The sequence below is a fragment of the Thermosynechococcus vestitus BP-1 genome, assembly GCF_000011345.1.
GTDB classification, from domain to species: Bacteria; Cyanobacteriota; Cyanobacteriia; order Thermosynechococcales; family Thermosynechococcaceae; genus Thermosynechococcus; species Thermosynechococcus vestitus.
Genome location: NC_004113.1, coordinates 1,232,483 through 1,251,768, shown reverse-complemented (window position 1 = coordinate 1,251,768; position 19,286 = coordinate 1,232,483). Strand labels below are relative to the sequence as shown.

The following is a 19,286-nucleotide window of genomic DNA, read 5'->3' as shown; positions in this document are numbered from 1 at the left end:
CTCCCTACGGGGGACCCTTCTGGCCTTTGGCTGGTCGTGCTCTGCCCTAAGAATTACTGGCATTGGTGCTGTTTTCCTCAAGGGGAGCGATCGTCAAGAGTTCCTTAAGGGGCTTTTCACTATCGGAGATGGGTGGCTTGGGCGTTGTCAGTTCTGTATCGATGGCGAAGGTGGCAAATTGGGTGAGAATTTCACGGCAGAAGACCTCCGCTGCCCGCGATCGGTAGCGATTAGGATTCGTAATCAGCGACAGGGTACGTTTGACCACGACATTTTCGATACCCATCCGCCGTAGGCTCCCCAGTTGTAACTCCTTCTCAATGGCGGAAATGGAGACGAAGGCAGCCCCCAAGCCCGACTGTACGGCATTTTTAATCGCCTCGATGGAATTGAGCTCCATCTCTACCTTGAGGCGGCGAGGGTCAATGTTGGCGCGCTGCAGCACCTGATCAATCACCTTGCGAATGGTGGATTGGGCATCGAGAGCAATAAAGCTCAGCTTATACAAGTCTTCTTTGGTCAAGGTTTCGGCACTAGCCAAGGGATGATCCACAGGTAAGATCAGTGCCAGTTCGTCCTCTGCGTAGGGGGTAACGGTGATTTGCTCACTCAGTTCTGAGGGAACTTCACCGCCGATAATCGCTAGATCAATTTGACCATTGACCAAGCTCCAGCAGGTGCGGCGGGTGGAATGCACATGGAGCTGAACAGCAACTTCGGGATATTTGCTGCGAAATAGCCCAATCATGCGGGGCATGAGATAGGTGCCAGTGGTCTGGCTTGCCCCAATGATCAGGGTACCCCCTTGTAATTTTTGCAGATCTTCGATGGCCCGGCAGGCTTCATGGCACAGAGAGAGAATTTGATCGCCGTAGGCCAGTAGGAGTTGTCCAGCTTCGGTGAGTTGGGCACGGCGCCCTCCCCGGTCAAATAGGGGAACATCCAGTTGGCGCTCAAGGTTTTGCACCTGTAAACTCACTGCGGGTTGGGAGACATAGAGGCTGTCAGCGGCTCGCTTAAAACTTCCTTCGAGGGCGATCGCCTTCAGGATTCGCAATTGATCGAGGGAAAAGGGCAGTTCGGACATAGGCATTGAGGCCATAGGCGTGCCACCAAGAGGCGTTTTTCTGAACTTATCAGGAATCATGCCCAATTGATATGTATCCCCGCACAAGAAAGCTGAACTTGGCGTGCCAGTAACGCAAAATAGCACGTCTGAAACCTATTGTAAGGGTTGGGTTTTCTCCGCGCGATTGCTGACCTTTGTTACATATTGTTACATTATTTTGTTACATTGGTTACATTGTTGGACTGTGGAGCGAGCGATCGCCCATCTAGCACCACTCGAACATGTGCTTCCACTGGCCACTTCTTAAAGCTATACCCTGTTGCTCATTACTCGAGCAGCATTCACCAATACGGCGCCGGGCTTCCTGCGGATAAAGCTAAAATCGGTCTAGCGATGCTCTTGGGGAGCTGCTGGAGAATTGCGCGAGGAGTTGAAACCGTGCCCTACCCATGGCCAAAATGGCTGCCGATACCAGTTCTTGCCACAACCGTAGGGGTGGCTGCCGTTGTGATCGGTGTGCGCCAACTGGGACTGCTTCAGCCGTCGGAACTGAGTTTGTATGACTTTTACGTGCGATCGCAACCCCCCCGTGACCCTGATTCCCGCATCCTGACAGTGCTGGTCACGGAGCAGGACATTCAGGCCCAAAAAACGTGGCCATTGCCGGATGCCACTGTTGCAGAACTTCTCACCCGCCTCAATGCAGCTAGCCCACGTGCCATTGGCTTGGATATTTTCCGCGATTTGCCCCAGCCCCCCGGCCACGATGAGCTGCAAAACATGATTCGTATCAACCCGCGCATTATTCCAGTGTGCAAATCACCGGGCGAAACAGTGGAACAACCCGAGGTGCCCCCACCACCCAGTATTCCCACAGCACAGGTGCCAGAGCGTGTGGGTTTTGCCGATATTCCCCTCGATAGCGATGGGGTCATTCGCCGCAACCTGTTTGTAATCAACAATCCCAAGGCGCAGCGGTGTACAACGCCTTTTTCCTTTGCTCTGATGCTAGCACTGCGCTACCTAGAACAAGACCCTTCTCAAACTATCAAACTCGATGACAAGGGTTTGACGCTAAATGATGTCCATTTTCCTCTTCTCACCAGTGATGCTGGTGGCTATGTGGCGGTAGACGATCGCGGCATGCAAACCCTCCTTAAGTACCGCTCACGGACCGCAGTGGGGCCAACGGTTTCCCTAACGGATGTACTGACTGGACGGGTGAGCGAAGACCTCATTCGCGATCGCGTGGTTTTGATTGGTGTGTCTGCGCCGAGTATCAAAGATACTTTCCTCACCCCCTATAGCGGTAGTGATGCAGTGACGCAGCAAATGCCGGGGGTGGTGGTCCATGGGCAAATGGTGAGTCAATTCCTGAGTGCTGCCCTTGAAGGGGAAGGTCCCATTTGGTATTGGCCGGTGCCGCTGGTGCTAGGCTGGATTCTCCTGTGGGCTGGGGTGGGCAGTATCCTTGGCTGGTGGCTGCGGCAACCCCTGTGGTTGGGGGGCGCGGTAGTGGGGGGGATCATTGTTCTCTTTGGTGGTGGCTTTGGCATTTTTGTCATGGCGAGTGGCTGGATTCCTGTAGTGCCGCCGGCGATCGCTCTAGTGCTCAGCAGTGTGGGTATGGTAGGCTACGTCAGCTATCAGGCGCAGCAGGAGCAAAAATCTTTCCGAGAAAAAGTGCAGGAACAAGAAAAAGCCTTGGCACTGTTGCGATCGCTAATGGCAGAGGATACAGCAGCCCTCAATGCAGCACTGCGAGAACCCACAGAAATTACTGGTAAACCCCGTTCCCTCCTCAGTGGTCGCTACAAAATCCAAAAAGTTTTGGGGTCAGGCGGTTTTGGCCGCACCTATTTGGCGCAGGATACCCAGCGACCGGGGAACCCCCTCTGTGTTGTCAAGCATCTGCGACCGGGACGCACCGACGAGCGCTTTATGCAGGTGGCGCGGCGACTCTTTAATACCGAAGCAGAAATCCTTGAAAAGCTAGGACGCCACGATCAAATTCCCCTCTTGCTTGCCTATGTGGAGGAAAATCGGGAATTCTATCTAGTGCAGGAATTTATTGATGGTGTCTCCCTGAGCGAGGAACTGAAACGTAAACACACGGAAGCCGAGGCCATCCAACTCCTACGGGAAATCTTGGAAGTCTTGAATTTTGTCCACAGTCACTATGTGATTCACCGTGATATTAAGCCCGATAATATTATTCGCCGTGCCAGCGATCGCAAGCTGGTACTCATTGACTTTGGAGCGGTGAAACAAATTCAACCCCAAGAAGCAGAGAGAACCCAAGGGAGCACCGTCGTCATTGGCACGATGGGCTATGCTCCCCCTGAGCAGCTCTCTGGTCAACCCACCCTCAGCAGTGATATTTACGCCGTCGGCATGATTGTCCTTCAGGCTTTAACAGGCATTAAACCCCGTGATCTACCGCGAGATCCGCGCACCGGTGAAGTGGATTGGCAACAGTGTGTCACAGTAAGCGAAGGTTTAGCAGTAGTGCTTAATAAAATGGTGAAATTTAATTTTAGCGATCGCTACCCCTCGGCAAAAGAAGCCCTTCAAGACGCACGGCGTTTAGGGACGCCTGCTGCATCCGTCTCGTGAATGATCCTGTGTTGCTCTCTGACCTTCCCCTTGGTACGCCAGCGCGTATCACTGCCATTGAGGGCACAGCCGCTTGGCAGCGCCGCCTGGCAGCTGTGGGATTTAGCGTGGGTCAAACCGTCACCCTCCTACGTCGTGCCCCCTCTAGTCAAACCTTGGCCATCCGGGTGGGTGCCCTGACCGATGTGGCCATACGAGCAACCGATGCCAGCACCATTCTCGTAGAACTGCTGAACAAGCCTTAGACAGGGCCAAGATGCCCATGCTTGGTGTTGACGACAGTGGGTTCCACTCATCATTGGCTAGAAGCAGTCATTCTGTGGATTCCTGGCGATCATGCTTTGGTCAGCCGTCTGTATGTTCCTGCCAAAGCAGCGGCTCCCTAGCCAACAGCTATAGTTATTTCGCAAGGGAGTGACATGTTACAAAAGAGAGATAAATTAGACTTGAGGCATCATGAATAGTACAAGGACAGGTACTACAATGGGGGCGAGCTTAGAGTGGGAAAGTTGTGGATGGTAGTCATGTTTCAAGCTAAGCTAAGGTACTATAGGTAGCAAAAGTAACGCACAACCCTTCATGCTGCCGTACTTTATTGTTTTTGCCTTAACAGCTATACCAGTCATTGTCCAAGTACCGAGATGGTATGGCTTTTTTCTGTTTTTTACTTATGTCTTGTTTATTGGCCTAAGATTTGAAGTTGGCGCTGATTGGGAATCGTACATATACATACTTGAGGCAGCAAAATCCCAATCTTGGTTTGCTTTAGAAGGAATTACCGTGAATGACTTTGGCTATCATTTAATCAACAAGCTAGCGGGAACTTTAAACCAAGGTATTTATTTTGTCAACTCAGTAGTTGCTTTGATATTCACATCTGGCCTATTTTATTTCTGTCGCCACCTTAAAAATTCTTATGCAGGTTTAGTAGTTGCCTTTCCATACCTGACTACTGTTGTTGCAATGGGGTATACCCGTCAATCGGGAGCGATCGGCTTTGAAATGATTGCTTTAATTTATCTAGCTCAAGGTAAATTTATTACATTTTTATCGTACTTATTCCTAGCTATTTTGCTCCACAAGACTGCAATATTTATTCTTTTAATCCCTTTAGTGTCACAACTTATTAGTGCCATTCAGCACAGAAAACTATTGAATAGTATAGTTTTGCTTTTTTTATTAATTCTATTTATTTTTGGTTCCGTTTTAATCATAAACTCAACGTCTAGGTTTTTAACTGCTTATATTGAGGGTCAAATGGAATCTTCTGGTACCCTTATCAGACTGCTGATGAACTTCCTGCCAGCATTTATATTCCTAATGGAGCATTATACTGCTAGGAATCTATTTAAGCTATCAAGTATAGTTTATTTATCAATTTCTTGGTTAGCCATTTTATCACCACTGCTACTTTTGACTGGTTCCACTACAGCAGCTGATCGTCTAGCTCTTTATCTTATTCCTATTCAAGTCTATGTCCTTGGTCAATTCCCCTACCTATTTATAAGTAAGAGCTGGAAACTGTTTATCAAATGGCTAATACTTATTATTGCTTATAGCTTTGTGGTACTATGGGTTTGGCTCAATTTTGCAGATCATGCTTTTGCTTGGTTACCCTATCGTATGTATCCGTTTGTATAGCACAGTTATAAGGTATTCTATGTCTGAATCAACACTTAATAGATCTAATACAGAAAGCTACAGACTTGCTATCATTGGTAATAACGCTTCTATGTTAATTAACTTTCGTAAGGATTTAATTATTGACCTAATCGCATCTGGTTATAGTGTTCACTGTATTGTTCCTGCATCCTTAGATAAGGAAAAAAGAGCAATCCTAGAATTAGGAGCATCTTTTGATGAGGTCTACCTTGAGCGGAACAGTGTTAATCCATTTCATGATATTCACACTTTACTATCTTTAGTGACTCTCATTAAGAGAATTAATCCATCCTGTATTCTTGCATTTACTGCCAAGCCAATTATTTGGGGATTAACTGCTGCCAAACTCCTGGGAATTGAAAAAAGATTTGTACTGTTTACAGGCTTGGGATATTTCTTTTCTATGAATGATCGGTCAATGAGAGATAAATGTGTGGGAAATATACTAGCTTTGCTTTATAAGATGACTCTACCATCAGCAACAAAAGTGATTTTCCAAAACCCAGATGACTGTGCTGAAATTAAGAAGCTATGCGAACTACCAGCCGATAAAGTAGCCGTGATTAAAGGTACTGGTGTTAACTTAAATGAGTGGCGGTTTTCTCCCGTGCCTACCTCTCCTTTAGTTTTTACCCTAGCTGCCCGACTTCTCCGAGAGAAAGGCATTCTGGAGTTTGTACAAGCAGCATCCCAAATAAAAGCAAACCATCCAAAAGTTGAGTTTTGGCTATTGGGAGACTTCGATGCCAATCCTGGATCCTTAGTTAAAGAGGACCTTCAGAACTTTATTGATGATGGTATTATTCAATGGTTTGGCTTTGTGGATTGTAAAACCTATTTCTGCAAAACCAGTGTTTTTGTCCTTCCTTCTTACCGAGAGGGTATTCCTCGAAGCATTCAAGAGGCTATGGCTGTTGGCCGAGCCATTATCACCACAGATACACCAGGCTGTCGCGAAACCGTTATTGACGGCTATAATGGTTTTCTAGTTCCAGCGCGTGATGTCAATGCTCTAACAAAAGCTATGGAAGCATTTGTTCATCAACCAGAGTTAGTTCACGCAATGGGATATCATAGCTACCTAAAGGCCGTTGAAGATTTTGATGTTAAAAAAATCAATGCTCAATACCTTCAATTATTTGCGGAAGAACTAGGAGAGTAGGATGCAACAAATGGAATATAGCAACCTTTCAATTGCCGTGATTGGCCTTGGGTATGTTGGCTTACCTTTAGCAGTGGAGTTCGGCAAAAAATATCCCACTTTAGGCTATGACTTAAATTCTCTGCGAGTATCCCAACTCATCGAAGGGTATGATCACACAGGCGAAATCAGTTCTGAAGAGCTAAAAGGTGCTTCATATTTAACTTACACAACCAATATCCAAGACTTGAAAAAATGCTCCTTTTTCGTAGTCGCAGTTCCAACTCCTGTGGACGATCATAAAGTACCTGATTTAGGATCTCTTAAAACTGCTTCTCAACATCTCGGTAATGTTCTCCCCCGCAACAGTATTGTTGTCTATGAATCCACTGTCTATCCGGGTGTTACTGAAGAAATCTGTGTACCCATTCTTGAGCAAGCTTCTGGCCTTGTTTTCAACCAAGATTTCTTTGTAGGGTATAGTCCAGAACGTGTGAATCCGGGAGATAAAGAGCATCGTTTGACTACGATTGTTAAAGTTACCTCTGGATCAACTCCTGAGGTGGCAGAGATTGTAGATCGGGTCTATGCCTCAATTGTACCCGCAGGAACCCATAGATGTAGCTCAATTAGGGTAGCAGAAGCTGCTAAGGTGATTGAGAATATTCAGCGGGATGTCAATATTGCTTTAGTCAATGAACTTTCTATTCTCTTTAATCGCTTAGGAATTGACACTCAAGAGGTACTAACAGCCGCAGGAACAAAGTGGAATTTTTTGCCTTTCCGTCCGGGATTAGTCGGTGGTCACTGCATTGGTGTAGATCCCTACTATCTTACTTACCAGGCATCTGCCTATGGTTATCACCCTGAATTGATTTTAGCTGGCCGACGAATTAACGACTACATGGGCACTTATGTCGCTCAACAGTTTATTAAGCTTCTAATCCAAAAAGGAATCTATCCACAACAAGCAAGAGTCCTGGTCATGGGTCTAACATTTAAGGAAAATTGCCCTGACCTTCGTAATACACGTGTTGTCGATATTATTTCTGAGCTGCAAGATTATGGTATTCAGGTAGATGTTTATGATCCATGGGCTGATCCCGACTTGGCTAAAAAGGAGTATGGCATTTCACTGATTGAGGAGTTGTACCCAGAGTACTGGGATGGTGCAGTGATTGCAGTTGCTCATCGTCAATTTTTTGAATTGGGTGCCGCTGGCATTCGCCGTTGCTTGAAAACTCCAAGTGCTCTGTATGATGTCAAGTGGGTATTGTCCAAGGAAGATGCAGATGGGCGCCTTTAACACCTTTAAGTTTTCAAGGAGGGGGCGATGGATGTTTTAGTAACGGGCGTAGCTGGATTCATTGGTCATGGGGCGGCTCTGGCACTCCTACGGCGGGGCGATCGCGTGATTGGCTTGGATAATTTGAATGACTACTATGATGTTAACCTTAAGAAATCTCGCCTAGAACACCTGAACATTTCTAGCCAACCGGGTCAGTTTATTTTTCGAAAAATTGATTTAGTTGATCGCCTGGGGGTGAACCAACTCTTTGCAGACTTTTCTCCGCAAAAGGTAATTCACCTGGCAGCCCAAGCAGGCGTGCGTTATTCCCTAGAAAATCCTTTTGCCTACATTGATAGTAATATCGTTGGTTTTCTCCACATTTTAGAGGCCTGTCGCCACCACCGCGTAGAGCATTTGGTCTACGCCAGTAGTTCCAGTGTTTATGGCGCGAATAAAAAGCTGCCTTTTTCCGTTCACGATAACGTTGATCATCCACTGAGCCTGTATGCGGCAACCAAGAAGGCCAACGAACTCATGGCACACACCTACAGCCACCTCTATAATATTCCGACAACGGGACTGCGCTTTTTTACCGTCTATGGCCCTTGGGGTCGCCCTGACATGGCACTGTTTAAGTTTACTAGGGCAATTCTGAATAATGAACCCCTACCCGTCTTTAACTATGGGAAACATCGCCGTGACTTTACCTACATTGATGACATTGTCGAAGGTATTCTGCGCGTCTTAGATCGGCCGGCAGCTCCCAACCCTGCTTGGTGTGGCGAAACACCAGATCCCGCCACCAGTTTAGCACCCTGGCGAGTGTACAACATTGGCGCTCATCGTCCCATTGAGCTTCTCCGCTACATTGAGCTTTTGGAGGAGTACCTTGGCAAAAAGGCTCTCATCACTTTTTTACCCTTGCAGCCGGGAGATGTGCCTGATACCTATGCCGATGTAACCGCCCTCAAAGAAGATACAGGTTATGAACCCATCACCCCTGTTGAGATTGGTGTACAACGGTTTGTGGAATGGTATCGTGACTACTATCGTGTTTAAGATGTCTTGAGAAGCCGCCATGTCCAGTGAAAATAACCATCTGTCCCTTCCCCCTGAAGCTTCACAGCTGAGTTTGTGGCAGCCACGACCCATTGACAAAGTAACTGTTGACGAACTGTTGCGAGGTTTGAAGCGGCGTTCAGCGGTTGCTGCATTAGTTGGTGCATTCGTTGCGATCGGCTACTTAGGATGCTATTACTTGTTTCTAAGGAACTATCAATACTCCATTTTGCTTCAGGTTGAGCCAATCCAGCCTCCAGGTGCTCGACCAGGAGCGACCTCAGAGGCAATCCGTAATCTCGCGTCTTTGCCTCTTCCTCTACTATCAGCATCAATAGAAGGTGATGCAACAACACTACTACAAATACTCAATAGTGATATCGTCCTAAAGCCCATTTATGAAAAATTCCTTAAAGACAATCCTGATTTAGATCGAGAGCAATATTCCTATGAAACATTTCTTAAGTCTATAAAAATCGAGGACCAAGCAGAAAAAAAATTACTTAGCAAAGGCAGCTCAAAGATAGTAAGAATTACTTTTATTGCAAAAGATAAAACAAAGCTAGAATCAGCATTAAAAATTATTGTTGAAGAATTAAAAAAGTTTAATGAGGCGCAAAAACAAGAGCAAATATCAGACAATCTTCGCTACCTCAATCAAGAAATTCAAAAGACCCTTAGTCAAATTGACGATCTTGACAGTCAACTCAATGAATTCCGATATCAAAATCGAGTTGTACGCCCTGATGTTACAACTTCTACAAATTCTCCAAATTCTGGAAACTCAGCTTCTGGCATGAGTGATCTTCAGACTTATACCAATCTTCTAATTGAGTTAGAATACAAAAGAAATGAAAATAGAGTGAAACTGGAATCTACCCAGGAAACATTTAATTCCTTAAAGGCACAGTTAAAGCTTTCTCCTGATGAAGCACTGGCTGCTTCTAACTTAGCTGCTTCGAGAGATTATCAACAATTGCTAGGCGCTTTAGCCACAACGGAAACACAGCTAGCAGGAGAGCGGAGCAACTTAACGGATCAATCTCCCACAGTCCAAGCGCTGGAGGAACAAAAGCGGCAACTGCTGGATCAGTCTAAGCGCCAAGCTCGGCAAATCACAATTCGATATCAGAACCAAGTTCCTCGCCCTGAAACCTTAATTGGTTATGGCAGTGCTGTCTCTGATTCGCTGATTGGGAAATATCTACAGGTAAAAACTGAGCTTGAAGCTCTCAAGAGAGCAGATGCGGAATTGAGTAATCAAATTCAGGCAACCAAAGCAGAAGTATCCCGACTGTTAGGCCTTGCCAACCCCTACCGTAAAATTGAGCAACGTTTTGCAACTGCACTACAATCCCTAGGACTGCTATTGCAAACACGGCAGTCGCTGCAACTCCAAATTGCCCAGCGCGACTTTACATGGAAGGTTCTTTCTGATATCGACGATACGGAGCGGTATCAGGTGAGCACACGCTTATCAACGGCATTGTTGATGGCTTTGGCACTTGGGGGAATTTCTGGCGTGCTAATTGCCTTGATCATGGATTGGTTGGATGATCGCTTTCTGGAGGTGGAGCAGATTCGCCAACAGACCCCCTTACCTATTTTGGGTCAGATTCCTGTGACCAAGACTTTTGATCAACTGGCCTTTAGTCGTTTAGAAGCACCATTGACGCTGTGGGGGCTGCAACACCGTTTGCCGGGGGTCAGTCCTGCTTTTAAAGAAAGTTTTTACTTCCTACTGACGCAATTAGAGGTGTTGGGGTCACCCCACGCCTTAGCAGTCATGGGCACCAGTGGTCAAGAAGGACAAACTACCATTGCCCTTTATCTTGCTTTGGCGGCAGCGGCGATAGGAAAGCGGGTCTTGCTGGTGGATGCCAATTTGCACCAACCAAGCCTTCATCAAGTTCTTGGCATTCCCAACGTCAATGGTTTAGGGGAACTGTTACAGGGAACGATGCCTCTGCCCCACTGGCCTAGTCTTTTGGCCAATCTTACTGAGGGACTCTGGGTATTGACGGGAGGTCAGGCGCAGCAGGAACCCATGGCGCTGTTTAGTTCTTATCGCTGGTTTGATTTCCTAGACAGCACTAAAGAAACTTTTGACGTCGTGATTGTTGATGTTCCTGCGATCCTGGCTGCTGCGGATACATATCGAGTGTTGACAGCACTAGACCGGGCACTGTTGGTGGTACGCTTAAGGAAAACACGAGAGGCGGCCTTGGCCGAAGCGCTGAAAGCCTGCGATCTGGGTTTACGGCAAAAGATGCTTGGGATTGTGGTCAATGGTGTGGTCAAAGCCAACCAACGGTTTGGTAACTTCCAAACTAGGGCTACTGACTTAGAGATGGCTTCAATTTCTGCGACTTCTGCCTGAAGAACACCTAATCCTTCACCTGCCGCCCTCTACTCCTTGGCCTTTGGCATTCGAACTAAGGCTAAAATAAAGAATGTTCGGAGAGATGGCAGAGTGGTCGAATGCGCTCGACTTGAAATCGAGTGTGGCAGTGATGCCACCGAGGGTTCGAATCCCTCTCTCTCCGTTCAATTAACAATTCAATTAACAAAAAGGCAGCCAGAGCTGCTCTAGCCGCCTCCCTATTACTTTCATTGATGATATTAATGATGACTTTATTGGGGTGACCTACAGGCCAAGATCCGCCAAAATGTCGGTGGCGTGGGTGTCGGTTTTCACGCTGGTATAAACATGGGAAATGATGCCATTGCCGTCAATCACATAGGTAACTCGCTTGGCGTAGCCGCCCCCATCCACGTCGTAGGCTTTGATAATCGACCTATCAACATCCGCCAGCAGCGGGAAGGGAAGGTTAAATTTCGCAGTAAACTTTTGGTGTGAGGTTTCGTCATCTGCACTCACGCCCAAAACGACGATATTTTTGCCTTGATAGGCGGCATAGTTGTCGCGAAAGCTACAGGCCTCCTTAGTGCAGCCGGGGGTGTCATCCTTGGGGTAAAAGTACAGCACCACAGTTTTGCCTGCAAAGTCACTGAGGGAGATGGTATTGCCCTGGGTGTCTTTGGCAGTAAAGGGGGGTGCGGGTGTGCCAACGGCTAGAGCCATGGTGCATAACCTCCTAACTTTAAGATTTATTACGTTGTTTTGTTCTTTATTTTATCGGCAGGTGCCAAAAAGTTAGTAGTGGATGCGGGGGTCAATCCAAGCATTGAGCACATCAATGAGAATGCTGGCAGCAACCACAATCACAGCAAAGAAAACCACAATCCCTTGCACCGTCGGATAATCCCGCAGAGTAATGGCTTCGTAGAGTCGTTGCCCCAGCCCCGGCCAAGAAAAGGTTACCTCTGTTAATACTGCTCCCCCCAAGAGGCTCGCAAGGGTGAAGCCCAAAACGGTGATCACGGGAATCAAGGCGTTCTTGAGGGCATGGTGAATGAGAATTCGATGTTCAGGAATGCCACGGGCACGGGCGGCTTCTACATAATCTGCCACTAAGGTTTGCTTGAGATTCACGCGCACAATACGCTCAAAGATGCCACTGAGGACGATCGCCAGCGTGATCGCAGGCAGAAGCAAGTAGGTAAAGGCAGTTCCCAGTTGGTGAAGATTGCCATTCAGGAGGGCATCAAGCATATACAGCCCAGTGGGGCCTTGGGGGGGTGTTTCGGTAATGGGGTAGCGGCTGCCCAAGGGAAGCCAACGCAGATTCACCGCAAACAGCAGTTGCAGGAGCATCCCAAACCAAAAGAGGGGCAAGGCGTAGGTGATGATGCCAAAGAGACGCCCAGCTATATCCCAAGCGGTTCCGGATTTCACCGCGGCGAGACTGCCAATGAGCACTCCTAAGCCAAGGGCGATCGCCAGACTGACGAGGCCTAATTCTGCCGTTGCAGGAAAGTGCTTGGCAATGATCCTAGTGACTGCTTCCCCTTGACTGGTGAGGGAGGTTCCCAGATCAAATCGCAGAAGTTGCCCTAAATAATTCAAGTATTGCTGCCACAGGGGTTGCGCCAAGCCCAATTGTTCTCGCAGGGCCTCCTTCACAGCCGCCGGCGCACGGGGGCCCAAAATGGCATCCACGGGATCCCCCGGCGTGGCTCGCAGCAGTAAAAAGACGACGGTGACAATTGTCCACAGCATCAGTGGCGCCAGTAAAAGCCGCAGAAGCAAGTACCCCTGCAATGCACGCAGACGAGACATGACTAGCTCGAGTTATTCTTGGGGTGGGTTTGCTGCGCGCTGGCGATCGCGCTCAATTGAGGCCAAGAGTCGTTTCGGATAGCTATCTGCTGCAATTTGCAAAATCTGATCGAGGGGGGTCTCATGCATAAACTTGCTGGCGGCGGCAATGTACTCGCGGTTGGGACAGCGATCGCCCAAGACACAGCCATTGACACAGGCCTCTGCACAATTAATAGTTTCTGGCGTTAGTTCACTCATGGCGGCTCTCCGAGGAATTTTTCAAATTTTAGCAAGGGGAAGCCAAATGAAAATTGGCAATGACACCATGCCCCTAGGCTAGAATCATACTGGCAAGGGAAGCATTGGTTAGGAGGCAAAATGCGCAAGAAATGGATCACCCTGTTCGTGTTGCTGTTGGGGATGATTCCCTTCATTGCCATTTCTGTGATGCCTCTGCTCACTAGTGCCTTTACGCCACCCCAAGCTACCCCAAGCCCGATGGCTAGGCCTGCCGCTGGGGACAAAATTGCAGAGCTGCAGGCCCAAGAAAAGGGCTATCAACTGGTCCTGGAGCGGGAACCCAACAATGCCACCGCATTGGAAGGCTTAGTGCTGGCGCGGTTGCAACTGATTCAACTGGGCAAAGGAGAGATTGCCAGCGTCATTGACCCCCTGCGGCGGTTGTCAGCTCAGCGACCCGAACAAACAGACTATGCCATTCTTCTAGGGCAAGCGCAACAACAAACGGGCGATCGCGAGGGGGCTGCCCAAACCTTTCAAGGGGTTCTGGCGAAATCTCCGGGGAACCTCAATGCCCTGCGGGCTCTGGTGGATCTTTACCTCAAGGAAAATCGTCCTCAAGCTGCCATTGGTTTGATTCAAGACACCCTCCAAGGAGCAGAGCAAGCCAATAAAGTCCAACCGGGGAGCGTGGACGTCACGGCTGTCCAACTCCTCCTTGGCGATGTTTATATGACTCAAAAACGCTATGATGAGGCGCTAACCCTTTTCCAAAATCTAGGCAAAGAAAATCCCAACGATTTTCGGCCAGTGCTTGCCCAAGCGATGGCACTGACAGAACAGGGGAAAAAGACTCAGGCGGCTGCCCTCTATGCTAAAGCGGTGGAATTAGCGCCTGCCAAGTATAAAGATGCCATTCAGCGGGCGGCACAGCAGATGCAACAGGAATCTCCAGGGACCCCTGAACCCTCACCACAGCAATAGCGTTACCCTTGCTGTTGCAGTTCCTCGAGGCGAGCCAGGACCTCCTGACTGTGAATTGCAGGATTCACTTTCCGATAGCGCTCCCGCAGGATGCCCTCAGGATCAATGATGAAACTGTGGCGTAGGGAGACAAACCCCAACCATGAACCATAGGCTTTGCTGACTTGGCCATCGGGGTCAGAGAGGAGGGGAAAGGTCAAGCCTTCACTGTCACAGAAATCTTGGTGGGAGTCCACGGAGTCGGCACTGACGCCAATGACTTCAGCATTATGGGCATGAAATTGCTCAATATCCCGCTGAAAGCGTTGGGCTTCAAGAGTACAGCCAGAGGTAAAGTCCTTGGGATAAAAGTACAGCACCACCCACTTACCGCGATAATCCTTGAGGGAAATGAGCTGACCGTTGACACTGCTGGGAAGAGAAAAGTCGGGTGCTGGGGCATTGAGGGGCGGTAATTCACCCCCGAGGGCCCAACTGGGGGCTGATGGGCTAAGAAACAGGATCAAGCTCAAAAGGGCAACCAATACTGAGCGCAAGAACATAGTTAAATCGCTAAACTGGCCTTAGGAACGCATCTAGCTGCACTGTACCCTACTTTTAACAATTTTTCGAGATTTTCAAGGTTGATGCCGTCGCTCTCCGTTGTACCGCTCATGCCCCCTTGGTTGCGCTGGCTCTGTGGGTTGGTGCTGGCGATCGCCCTTGGGGTGGGGCTGTGCCGCCTGATTGCCGAAAGCCTTTGGTTTCATCAACTGGGCTATTTGGAGGTGGTTTGGCAGCGCTGGAGTGTCCAAGCCCTACTGTTTCTGGCGGTTGCGGGGGTATCGCAGCTGTTCTATGGCTGTCAGCAACAGTGGCTTCTGCGGCAACGTACGGTGACCCTTGATCCAGCCCTGAGGGCACAGAGTACCTATCGGGGGCTGGGGCTATGGCAGCTTTTGTTGTGTGCTGGTAGTTTAAATTGGCTGCTCATCGTTGCAACCTACCACATTGGGGCGATCGCCCTGCAACTGTGGCAACAGCGCTCAGAAATGACATTTAATAGCCCTCTGCTGCCGCAACTGAGTGTTTGGCGGGTGGCGGAGCTATCGCTGCAAATGGTGCAGACGCCTTGGCTACTGGGGCTGAGTTTGGTGGCAGTGATACTGGGGCTGTGGTTGCCGGTAGGCCTCTTTCAGGGATTGGGCATTCTCTTAAGCCTCGCGATGGGGGCGATCGCCAGTCTCAGTTGGCCAGTTGTCCTCAAGGGACTTTTTGCCGCCAGTGATCCCCATACGGAGCCGCTCTTTCGCCATTCCATTAGCTTTTACCTGTTTCAAATCCCCCTGTGGGAACTGTTGCGCCTATGGCTGGTGAACCTCAGTGTTGTCGGCTTAGGGGGAACGACCTTGGGCTATCTGCTGGCCAATGAAAGTCTCAGTCATGGTAAATTCCTCGGTTTCGTGCGATCGCAACGGCGGCATTTACAGGGCTTAAGTGCCTTTGTCTTTGCCACAGTAGCCCTCAGCTTCTGGCTAGAGCGCTATAAACTTCTCTATTCGACTAAGGGGGCGGCCTTTGGCGCAGGCTATACCGATGTCACCGTACGCCTACCCCTCTATGGTTGGCTCTCGGCCTCAGCCTTTGGCGTTGCCTGTTTGTTGGCTTGGTCAGCGATTCGACGAGGCGGAGAGCAGCGGCGGTTGGGCCCCATTGCCCCCGGCCTCTTTGGCTTTACCTTAGGCTACCTGGGGGTCATCCTGATTGTAGATTGGCTCCTGCCCACCGCCATTGAAGCGGCCATTGTTCAACCCAACCAACTGCAACGGGAACTCCCCTACATTCAACGCACCATTACCCACACCCGCGAAGGTTTTAACCTCGAAAAAATGCGGGTGGAACCTTTCCAGCCGGAAAATAACCTTAATGCCGAAATCCTTGCCGCCAACGCGGCCACCACCCGCAATATTCGCCTTTGGGATACCCGCCCCCTGCTCGAAACCAACCGCCAACTGCAACAACTGCGTTCCTACTATCGATTTCCAGCGGCCTTTTTGGATCGCTACTCTCTGAAACTGGCTCCTGATCAAGACCAATCAGAGATTCGCCAAGTCCTCATTGCTGCTCGTGAAGTGGACTACAGTGCCGTTCAGCAGTTTGCCCGCAGTTGGATTAATGAGCACCTCGTGTTTACCCACGGCTATGGCTTCACGATGAGTCCTGTGAATACGGCGGAAGCCAATGGTCTGCCCAAGTACTTTGTTCGCGATATTGGCGATACGGGTCAGCTACTGGTCAATCCCCCCCAGATTCGGGAGAGTATTTCCTTTTTCTACCCACGGATTTATTACGGTGAACTCACCAATACCTATATCTTTGTCCCCTCTGAGGTCCCGGAACTGGACTTTCCGCGGGGGACTGAAAATGTCTATAACCACTACGACGGCACGGGGGGTGTGCCCATTGCCAGTTGGTGGCGACGCTTGGTCTACAGTGTCTATTTTCGCGATTGGCAACTCCTGTTGACCCCCAACTTGCGGCCAGACTCACGGGTTCTCTTTCGGCGATTGATTCAGGATCGCGTGCGGGCGATCGCCCCCTTCCTGCGCTTTGACAGTGAACCCTACCTTGTCGTGGCTGATCCACGCTCTGAACAGGAGATTGCTCCTCGCCCGAGCACTGCGGGGGTCAACTATCTCTACTGGATGATTGATGCCTACACCGTCAGCCGCTACTATCCCTACAGCGATCCGGGGGAGCACTCGTTTAACTACATTCGCAATTCTGTGAAAGTCGTGGTGGACGCCTATAACGGCGATGTCACCTTTTATGTGGTGGAACCCGAGGATGTCATGATTCGCACGTGGCAGCGGATCTTCCCGACCCTTTTTCATCCTTTGAGTGCGATGCCCCACCAGCTCTATCGCCACATTCGCTATCCCATTGATCTGCTGCAAGTGCAGTCCGAGCAGCTCCTGAAGTACCACATGAGTGATCCTGTGGTGTTTTACAACCGCGAAGACCTCTGGCAGATTCCCAAGGAGATCTACCGCGAAAAACCCCAAGCCGTTGCCCCCTACTATCTCATTACCAAGCTACCCATTGGCGCCACGGAGGAGTTTATTCTCCTTGTCCCCTTTACACCCGTGAATCGTCCCAACCTCATTGGTTGGCTAGCGGCGCGTTCCGATGGCGAGAACTATGGCAAGCTTCTGCTCTACGTCTTTCCTAAGCAAGAACTGGTCTTTGGTCCTGAACAAATGGAGGCGCGGATCAATCAAGACCCCGTTATTTCGCAACAGATTTCCCTCTGGAATCGCCAAGGGTCAAGATCGGTGCAGGGCAATCTCCTCATTATCCCTATCCAGCGATCGCTGCTGTATGTTGAACCGATTTACCTCGAAGCGGATCAAAACCGACTGCCCACCTTGGCACGGGTCATCGTCATGGATAATCAGCGGATTGTAATGGCACCCACCCTAGAGGAGGCTCTGAAACAACTCTTTCCCCAATAGGGTTCTAGGCGACTGCGGTCAATCATTGAGCTGATGTTCTGAAGTATTGAAACAATCTCAATAGGCTAGCCGTGATCCCACAGGAGATGAGTTAAAGTGCAGGAGTGCTCCTAAGAAGTAGGAAGAAAACCCCCCCTATACCCGCTCTTGGTAACGTTAAGCTGAATCAATAGGTCTTAAGGAGCCCTTGCCAATGCTCTACTGGCTCAGGCAAGGACGGGTCCACCGCCGCTTCCCGATTGTGTCATCGCAACGAGTTCACCACCCGTGCCTGGCTGCACGCCTATCCCCAAGGGGAACTCCAGCAATGCTTGGCACTCAAGACTCCCCTGTTGCTGCACCAACCAGTTAAGAAAACGATGACTATCGCTGCATACATCCATTTGCCCTTTTGTCGGCGCCGCTGCTTCTACTGTGACTTTCCAATTACGGTGGTGGGAGAGTCGCCAACGCTGGCACAGTCCCTGATTCAAGAGTATGTGGCTGCACTGTGTCAAGAAATTGCCCACACCCCCACGGAGGGGCAACCGCTGCAAACTATCTTCTTTGGTGGCGGAACGCCTTCTCTAGTCCCGCCTCCATACCTTGGCCAGCTGCTGGAGGCCCTCGATCGCCAGCTGGGTATTGCCCTCGAAGCCGAAATTTCCATGGAAATGGATCCGGGGACATTTGACTTAGAACAATTGCAGGACTATCTCAGGCTAGGGGTAAATCGTGTCAGTTTGGGCGTACAGGCCTTTGACGATGAGCTATTGCGGCTGTGTGGCCGCAGTCACGATGTGGCCGATGTTGAGCGGGCAGTTGAGATAATTCAGAGGGCGGGGGTAGCAAACTGGAGCATGGATCTGATTTCGGGCCTGCCCCAACAATCCTTGGCGGACTGGCAATGTTCCCTAGAGCAAGCGATCGCCTTCAAGCCAACGCATCTGTCTATCTATGACCTAATCATTGAGCCAAAGACCGTCTTCAGCAAACGCTATCAACCCGAAGCAGCCCCCCTACCTAGCCAGGAGCAGGCTGCCGCCGCCTATCACCTTGCCCATGAGATGTTAACAGCAGCGGGCTACGATCACTACGAAATTTCTAACTATGCCCAAGGGGGGTTTGCCTGTCGTCATAATCAAGTCTATTGGCGCAATCAATCCTACTATGGCTTTGGCATGGGCGCCACCAGTTATCTCCAGCATCGTCGTCTCAGCCGTCCGCGGACCCGCCGTGAATACTATCAATGGCTGCAAGCCTTACCAGAGAGCCTCCACCAAGGAAGTCCAGACTCCCTGTGGGATCGCTGGTTGGAAACACTGATGTTGGGCTTGCGCCTCAGGGATGGCCTCTCTTTGCCGGCTTTGGCGGATGAATTTCCGGCGTCCTGGGTTGAGGCCCTACAGGCAGCAGCGGCAAAAATATCGCCAGCGTTGCTTTCTTTGGCGGGCGATCGCCTGCACTTAACACAGCCAGAGGGATTTCTCGTGGCTAATCACGTCATTGTCAGCCTTTGGCAAGCATTGGAGGGATCGGTTTTCCGCCAACAGGAAGGGCAGCCCCTACCGATACACTAGAGGTTA

The 19,286-nt window shown here is 49.7% G+C and carries 15 protein-coding genes and 1 tRNA gene; 11 read left to right on the top strand and 5 right to left on the bottom strand.

The genetic code is table 11. The annotated features are described in order from the left end of the window. Window positions 1-46: 46 nt before the first annotated feature. Window positions 47-1,087 (bottom strand): LysR family transcriptional regulator, encoded by a 1,041-nt coding sequence (locus TLL_RS06110; protein ID WP_011057048.1) that lies wholly within the window; start codon window positions 1,085-1,087, stop codon window positions 47-49. Window positions 1,088-1,507: 420 nt separating this feature from the next. Between TLL_RS06110 and TLL_RS06105 the strand changes: the two genes are divergently transcribed. The 8 genes from TLL_RS06105 to TLL_RS06070 all read left to right on the top strand — a co-directional run bounded on the left by TLL_RS06105 (window position 1,508) and on the right by TLL_RS06070 (window position 11,384). Further along, window positions 1,508-3,685: a CHASE2 domain-containing serine/threonine-protein kinase gene (locus TLL_RS06105; RefSeq protein ID WP_231833845.1), complete on the top strand. Its 2,178-nt coding sequence runs from the start codon at window positions 1,508-1,510 to the stop codon at window positions 3,683-3,685. Next, window positions 3,682-3,930, top strand: coding sequence for a FeoA family protein (locus tag TLL_RS06100; RefSeq protein WP_011057046.1), 249 nt, complete (start codon window positions 3,682-3,684; stop codon window positions 3,928-3,930). Before TLL_RS06105 ends, TLL_RS06100 begins: the two co-directional genes overlap by 4 nt. A gap of 334 nt (window positions 3,931-4,264) precedes the next feature. Next, entirely contained in the window at window positions 4,265-5,326 is a 1,062-nt protein-coding gene (locus tag TLL_RS06095; RefSeq protein ID WP_011057045.1) for an EpsG family protein, read from the top strand. A 19-nt stretch (window positions 5,327-5,345) separates the two neighbouring features. Next, a complete protein-coding gene (locus TLL_RS06090; protein ID WP_164920829.1) occupies window positions 5,346-6,509 on the top strand; it encodes a glycosyltransferase family 4 protein in 1,164 nt (387 codons plus the stop codon). 1 nt (window position 6,510) lies between these two features. Beyond that, a complete protein-coding gene (locus tag TLL_RS06085) occupies window positions 6,511-7,794 on the top strand; it encodes a nucleotide sugar dehydrogenase (protein ID WP_011057043.1) in 1,284 nt (427 codons plus the stop codon). A 27-nt stretch (window positions 7,795-7,821) separates the two neighbouring features. Next, window positions 7,822-8,838 (top strand): NAD-dependent epimerase, encoded by a 1,017-nt coding sequence (locus tag TLL_RS06080; RefSeq protein WP_011057042.1) that lies wholly within the window; start codon window positions 7,822-7,824, stop codon window positions 8,836-8,838. A 19-nt stretch (window positions 8,839-8,857) separates the two neighbouring features. Further along, window positions 8,858-11,218, top strand: coding sequence for a GumC family protein (locus TLL_RS06075; protein ID WP_011057041.1), 2,361 nt, complete (start codon window positions 8,858-8,860; stop codon window positions 11,216-11,218). 79 nt (window positions 11,219-11,297) lie between these two features. Next, window positions 11,298-11,384: transfer RNA gene (locus TLL_RS06070), tRNA-Ser, on the top strand. 101 nt (window positions 11,385-11,485) lie between these two features. Here the strand turns inward: TLL_RS06070 and TLL_RS06065 are convergent. From TLL_RS06065 to TLL_RS06055, 3 genes are all read right to left on the bottom strand, one after another. Then, window positions 11,486-11,923, bottom strand: a complete 438-nt coding sequence (locus tag TLL_RS06065; protein WP_011057040.1) for a peroxiredoxin — start codon at window positions 11,921-11,923, stop codon at window positions 11,486-11,488. A 72-nt stretch (window positions 11,924-11,995) separates the two neighbouring features. Continuing rightward, on the bottom strand, window positions 11,996-13,021 hold the full coding sequence (locus TLL_RS06060) for an ABC transporter permease (protein WP_011057039.1): 1,026 nt from the start codon (window positions 13,019-13,021) through the stop codon (window positions 11,996-11,998). Between the two features lie 12 nt (window positions 13,022-13,033). Beyond that, on the bottom strand, window positions 13,034-13,261 hold the full coding sequence (locus TLL_RS06055; protein WP_011057038.1) for a hypothetical protein: 228 nt from the start codon (window positions 13,259-13,261) through the stop codon (window positions 13,034-13,036). Between the two features lie 120 nt (window positions 13,262-13,381). On the opposite strand from TLL_RS06055, the gene TLL_RS06050 reads away from it, so the two are divergent. After that, a complete protein-coding gene (locus TLL_RS06050) occupies window positions 13,382-14,227 on the top strand; it encodes a tetratricopeptide repeat protein (RefSeq protein WP_011057037.1) in 846 nt (281 codons plus the stop codon). Between the two features lie 2 nt (window positions 14,228-14,229). Here TLL_RS06050 and TLL_RS06045 read toward each other — a convergent pair whose 3' ends face one another. Continuing rightward, window positions 14,230-14,769 carry a peroxiredoxin gene (locus tag TLL_RS06045; protein ID WP_011057036.1) on the bottom strand — a complete coding sequence of 180 codons (540 nt, stop codon included), beginning with the start codon at window positions 14,767-14,769 and terminating at the stop codon, window positions 14,230-14,232. An 84-nt stretch (window positions 14,770-14,853) separates the two neighbouring features. On the opposite strand from TLL_RS06045, the gene TLL_RS06040 reads away from it, so the two are divergent. Then, window positions 14,854-17,721 (top strand): UPF0182 family protein, encoded by a 2,868-nt coding sequence (locus TLL_RS06040; protein WP_011057035.1) that lies wholly within the window; start codon window positions 14,854-14,856, stop codon window positions 17,719-17,721. A 359-nt stretch (window positions 17,722-18,080) separates the two neighbouring features. Further along, window positions 18,081-19,280, top strand: coding sequence for a radical SAM family heme chaperone HemW (hemW, locus tag TLL_RS06035; protein WP_011057034.1), 1,200 nt, complete (start codon window positions 18,081-18,083; stop codon window positions 19,278-19,280). The last annotated feature ends 6 nt before the right edge of the window (window positions 19,281-19,286 follow it).

Bases quoted from the DNA above. Each gene is read 5' to 3' on its own strand.
- TLL_RS06080 (WP_011057042.1), top strand. From the start codon at position 7,822: ATGGATGTTTTAGTAACGGGCGTAGCTGGATTCATTGGTCATGGGGCG.
- TLL_RS06055 (WP_011057038.1), bottom strand. From the start codon at position 13,261: ATGAGTGAACTAACGCCAGAAACTATTAATTGTGCAGAGGCCTGTGTC.
- TLL_RS06045 (WP_011057036.1), bottom strand. From the start codon at position 14,769: ATGTTCTTGCGCTCAGTATTGGTTGCCCTTTTGAGCTTGATCCTGTTT.
- TLL_RS06075 (WP_011057041.1), top strand. From the start codon at position 8,858: ATGTCCAGTGAAAATAACCATCTGTCCCTTCCCCCTGAAGCTTCACAG.
- hemW (WP_011057034.1), top strand. From the start codon at position 18,081: ATGACTATCGCTGCATACATCCATTTGCCCTTTTGTCGGCGCCGCTGC.
- TLL_RS06110 (WP_011057048.1), bottom strand. From the start codon at position 1,087: ATGTCCGAACTGCCCTTTTCCCTCGATCAATTGCGAATCCTGAAGGCG.
- TLL_RS06095 (WP_011057045.1), top strand. From the start codon at position 4,265: ATGCTGCCGTACTTTATTGTTTTTGCCTTAACAGCTATACCAGTCATT.
- TLL_RS06050 (WP_011057037.1), top strand. From the start codon at position 13,382: ATGCGCAAGAAATGGATCACCCTGTTCGTGTTGCTGTTGGGGATGATT.
- TLL_RS06090 (WP_164920829.1), top strand. From the start codon at position 5,346: ATGTCTGAATCAACACTTAATAGATCTAATACAGAAAGCTACAGACTT.
- TLL_RS06065 (WP_011057040.1), bottom strand. From the start codon at position 11,923: ATGGCTCTAGCCGTTGGCACACCCGCACCCCCCTTTACTGCCAAAGAC.
- TLL_RS06060 (WP_011057039.1), bottom strand. From the start codon at position 13,021: ATGTCTCGTCTGCGTGCATTGCAGGGGTACTTGCTTCTGCGGCTTTTA.
- TLL_RS06040 (WP_011057035.1), top strand. From the start codon at position 14,854: ATGCCGTCGCTCTCCGTTGTACCGCTCATGCCCCCTTGGTTGCGCTGG.
- TLL_RS06085 (WP_011057043.1), top strand. From the start codon at position 6,511: ATGCAACAAATGGAATATAGCAACCTTTCAATTGCCGTGATTGGCCTT.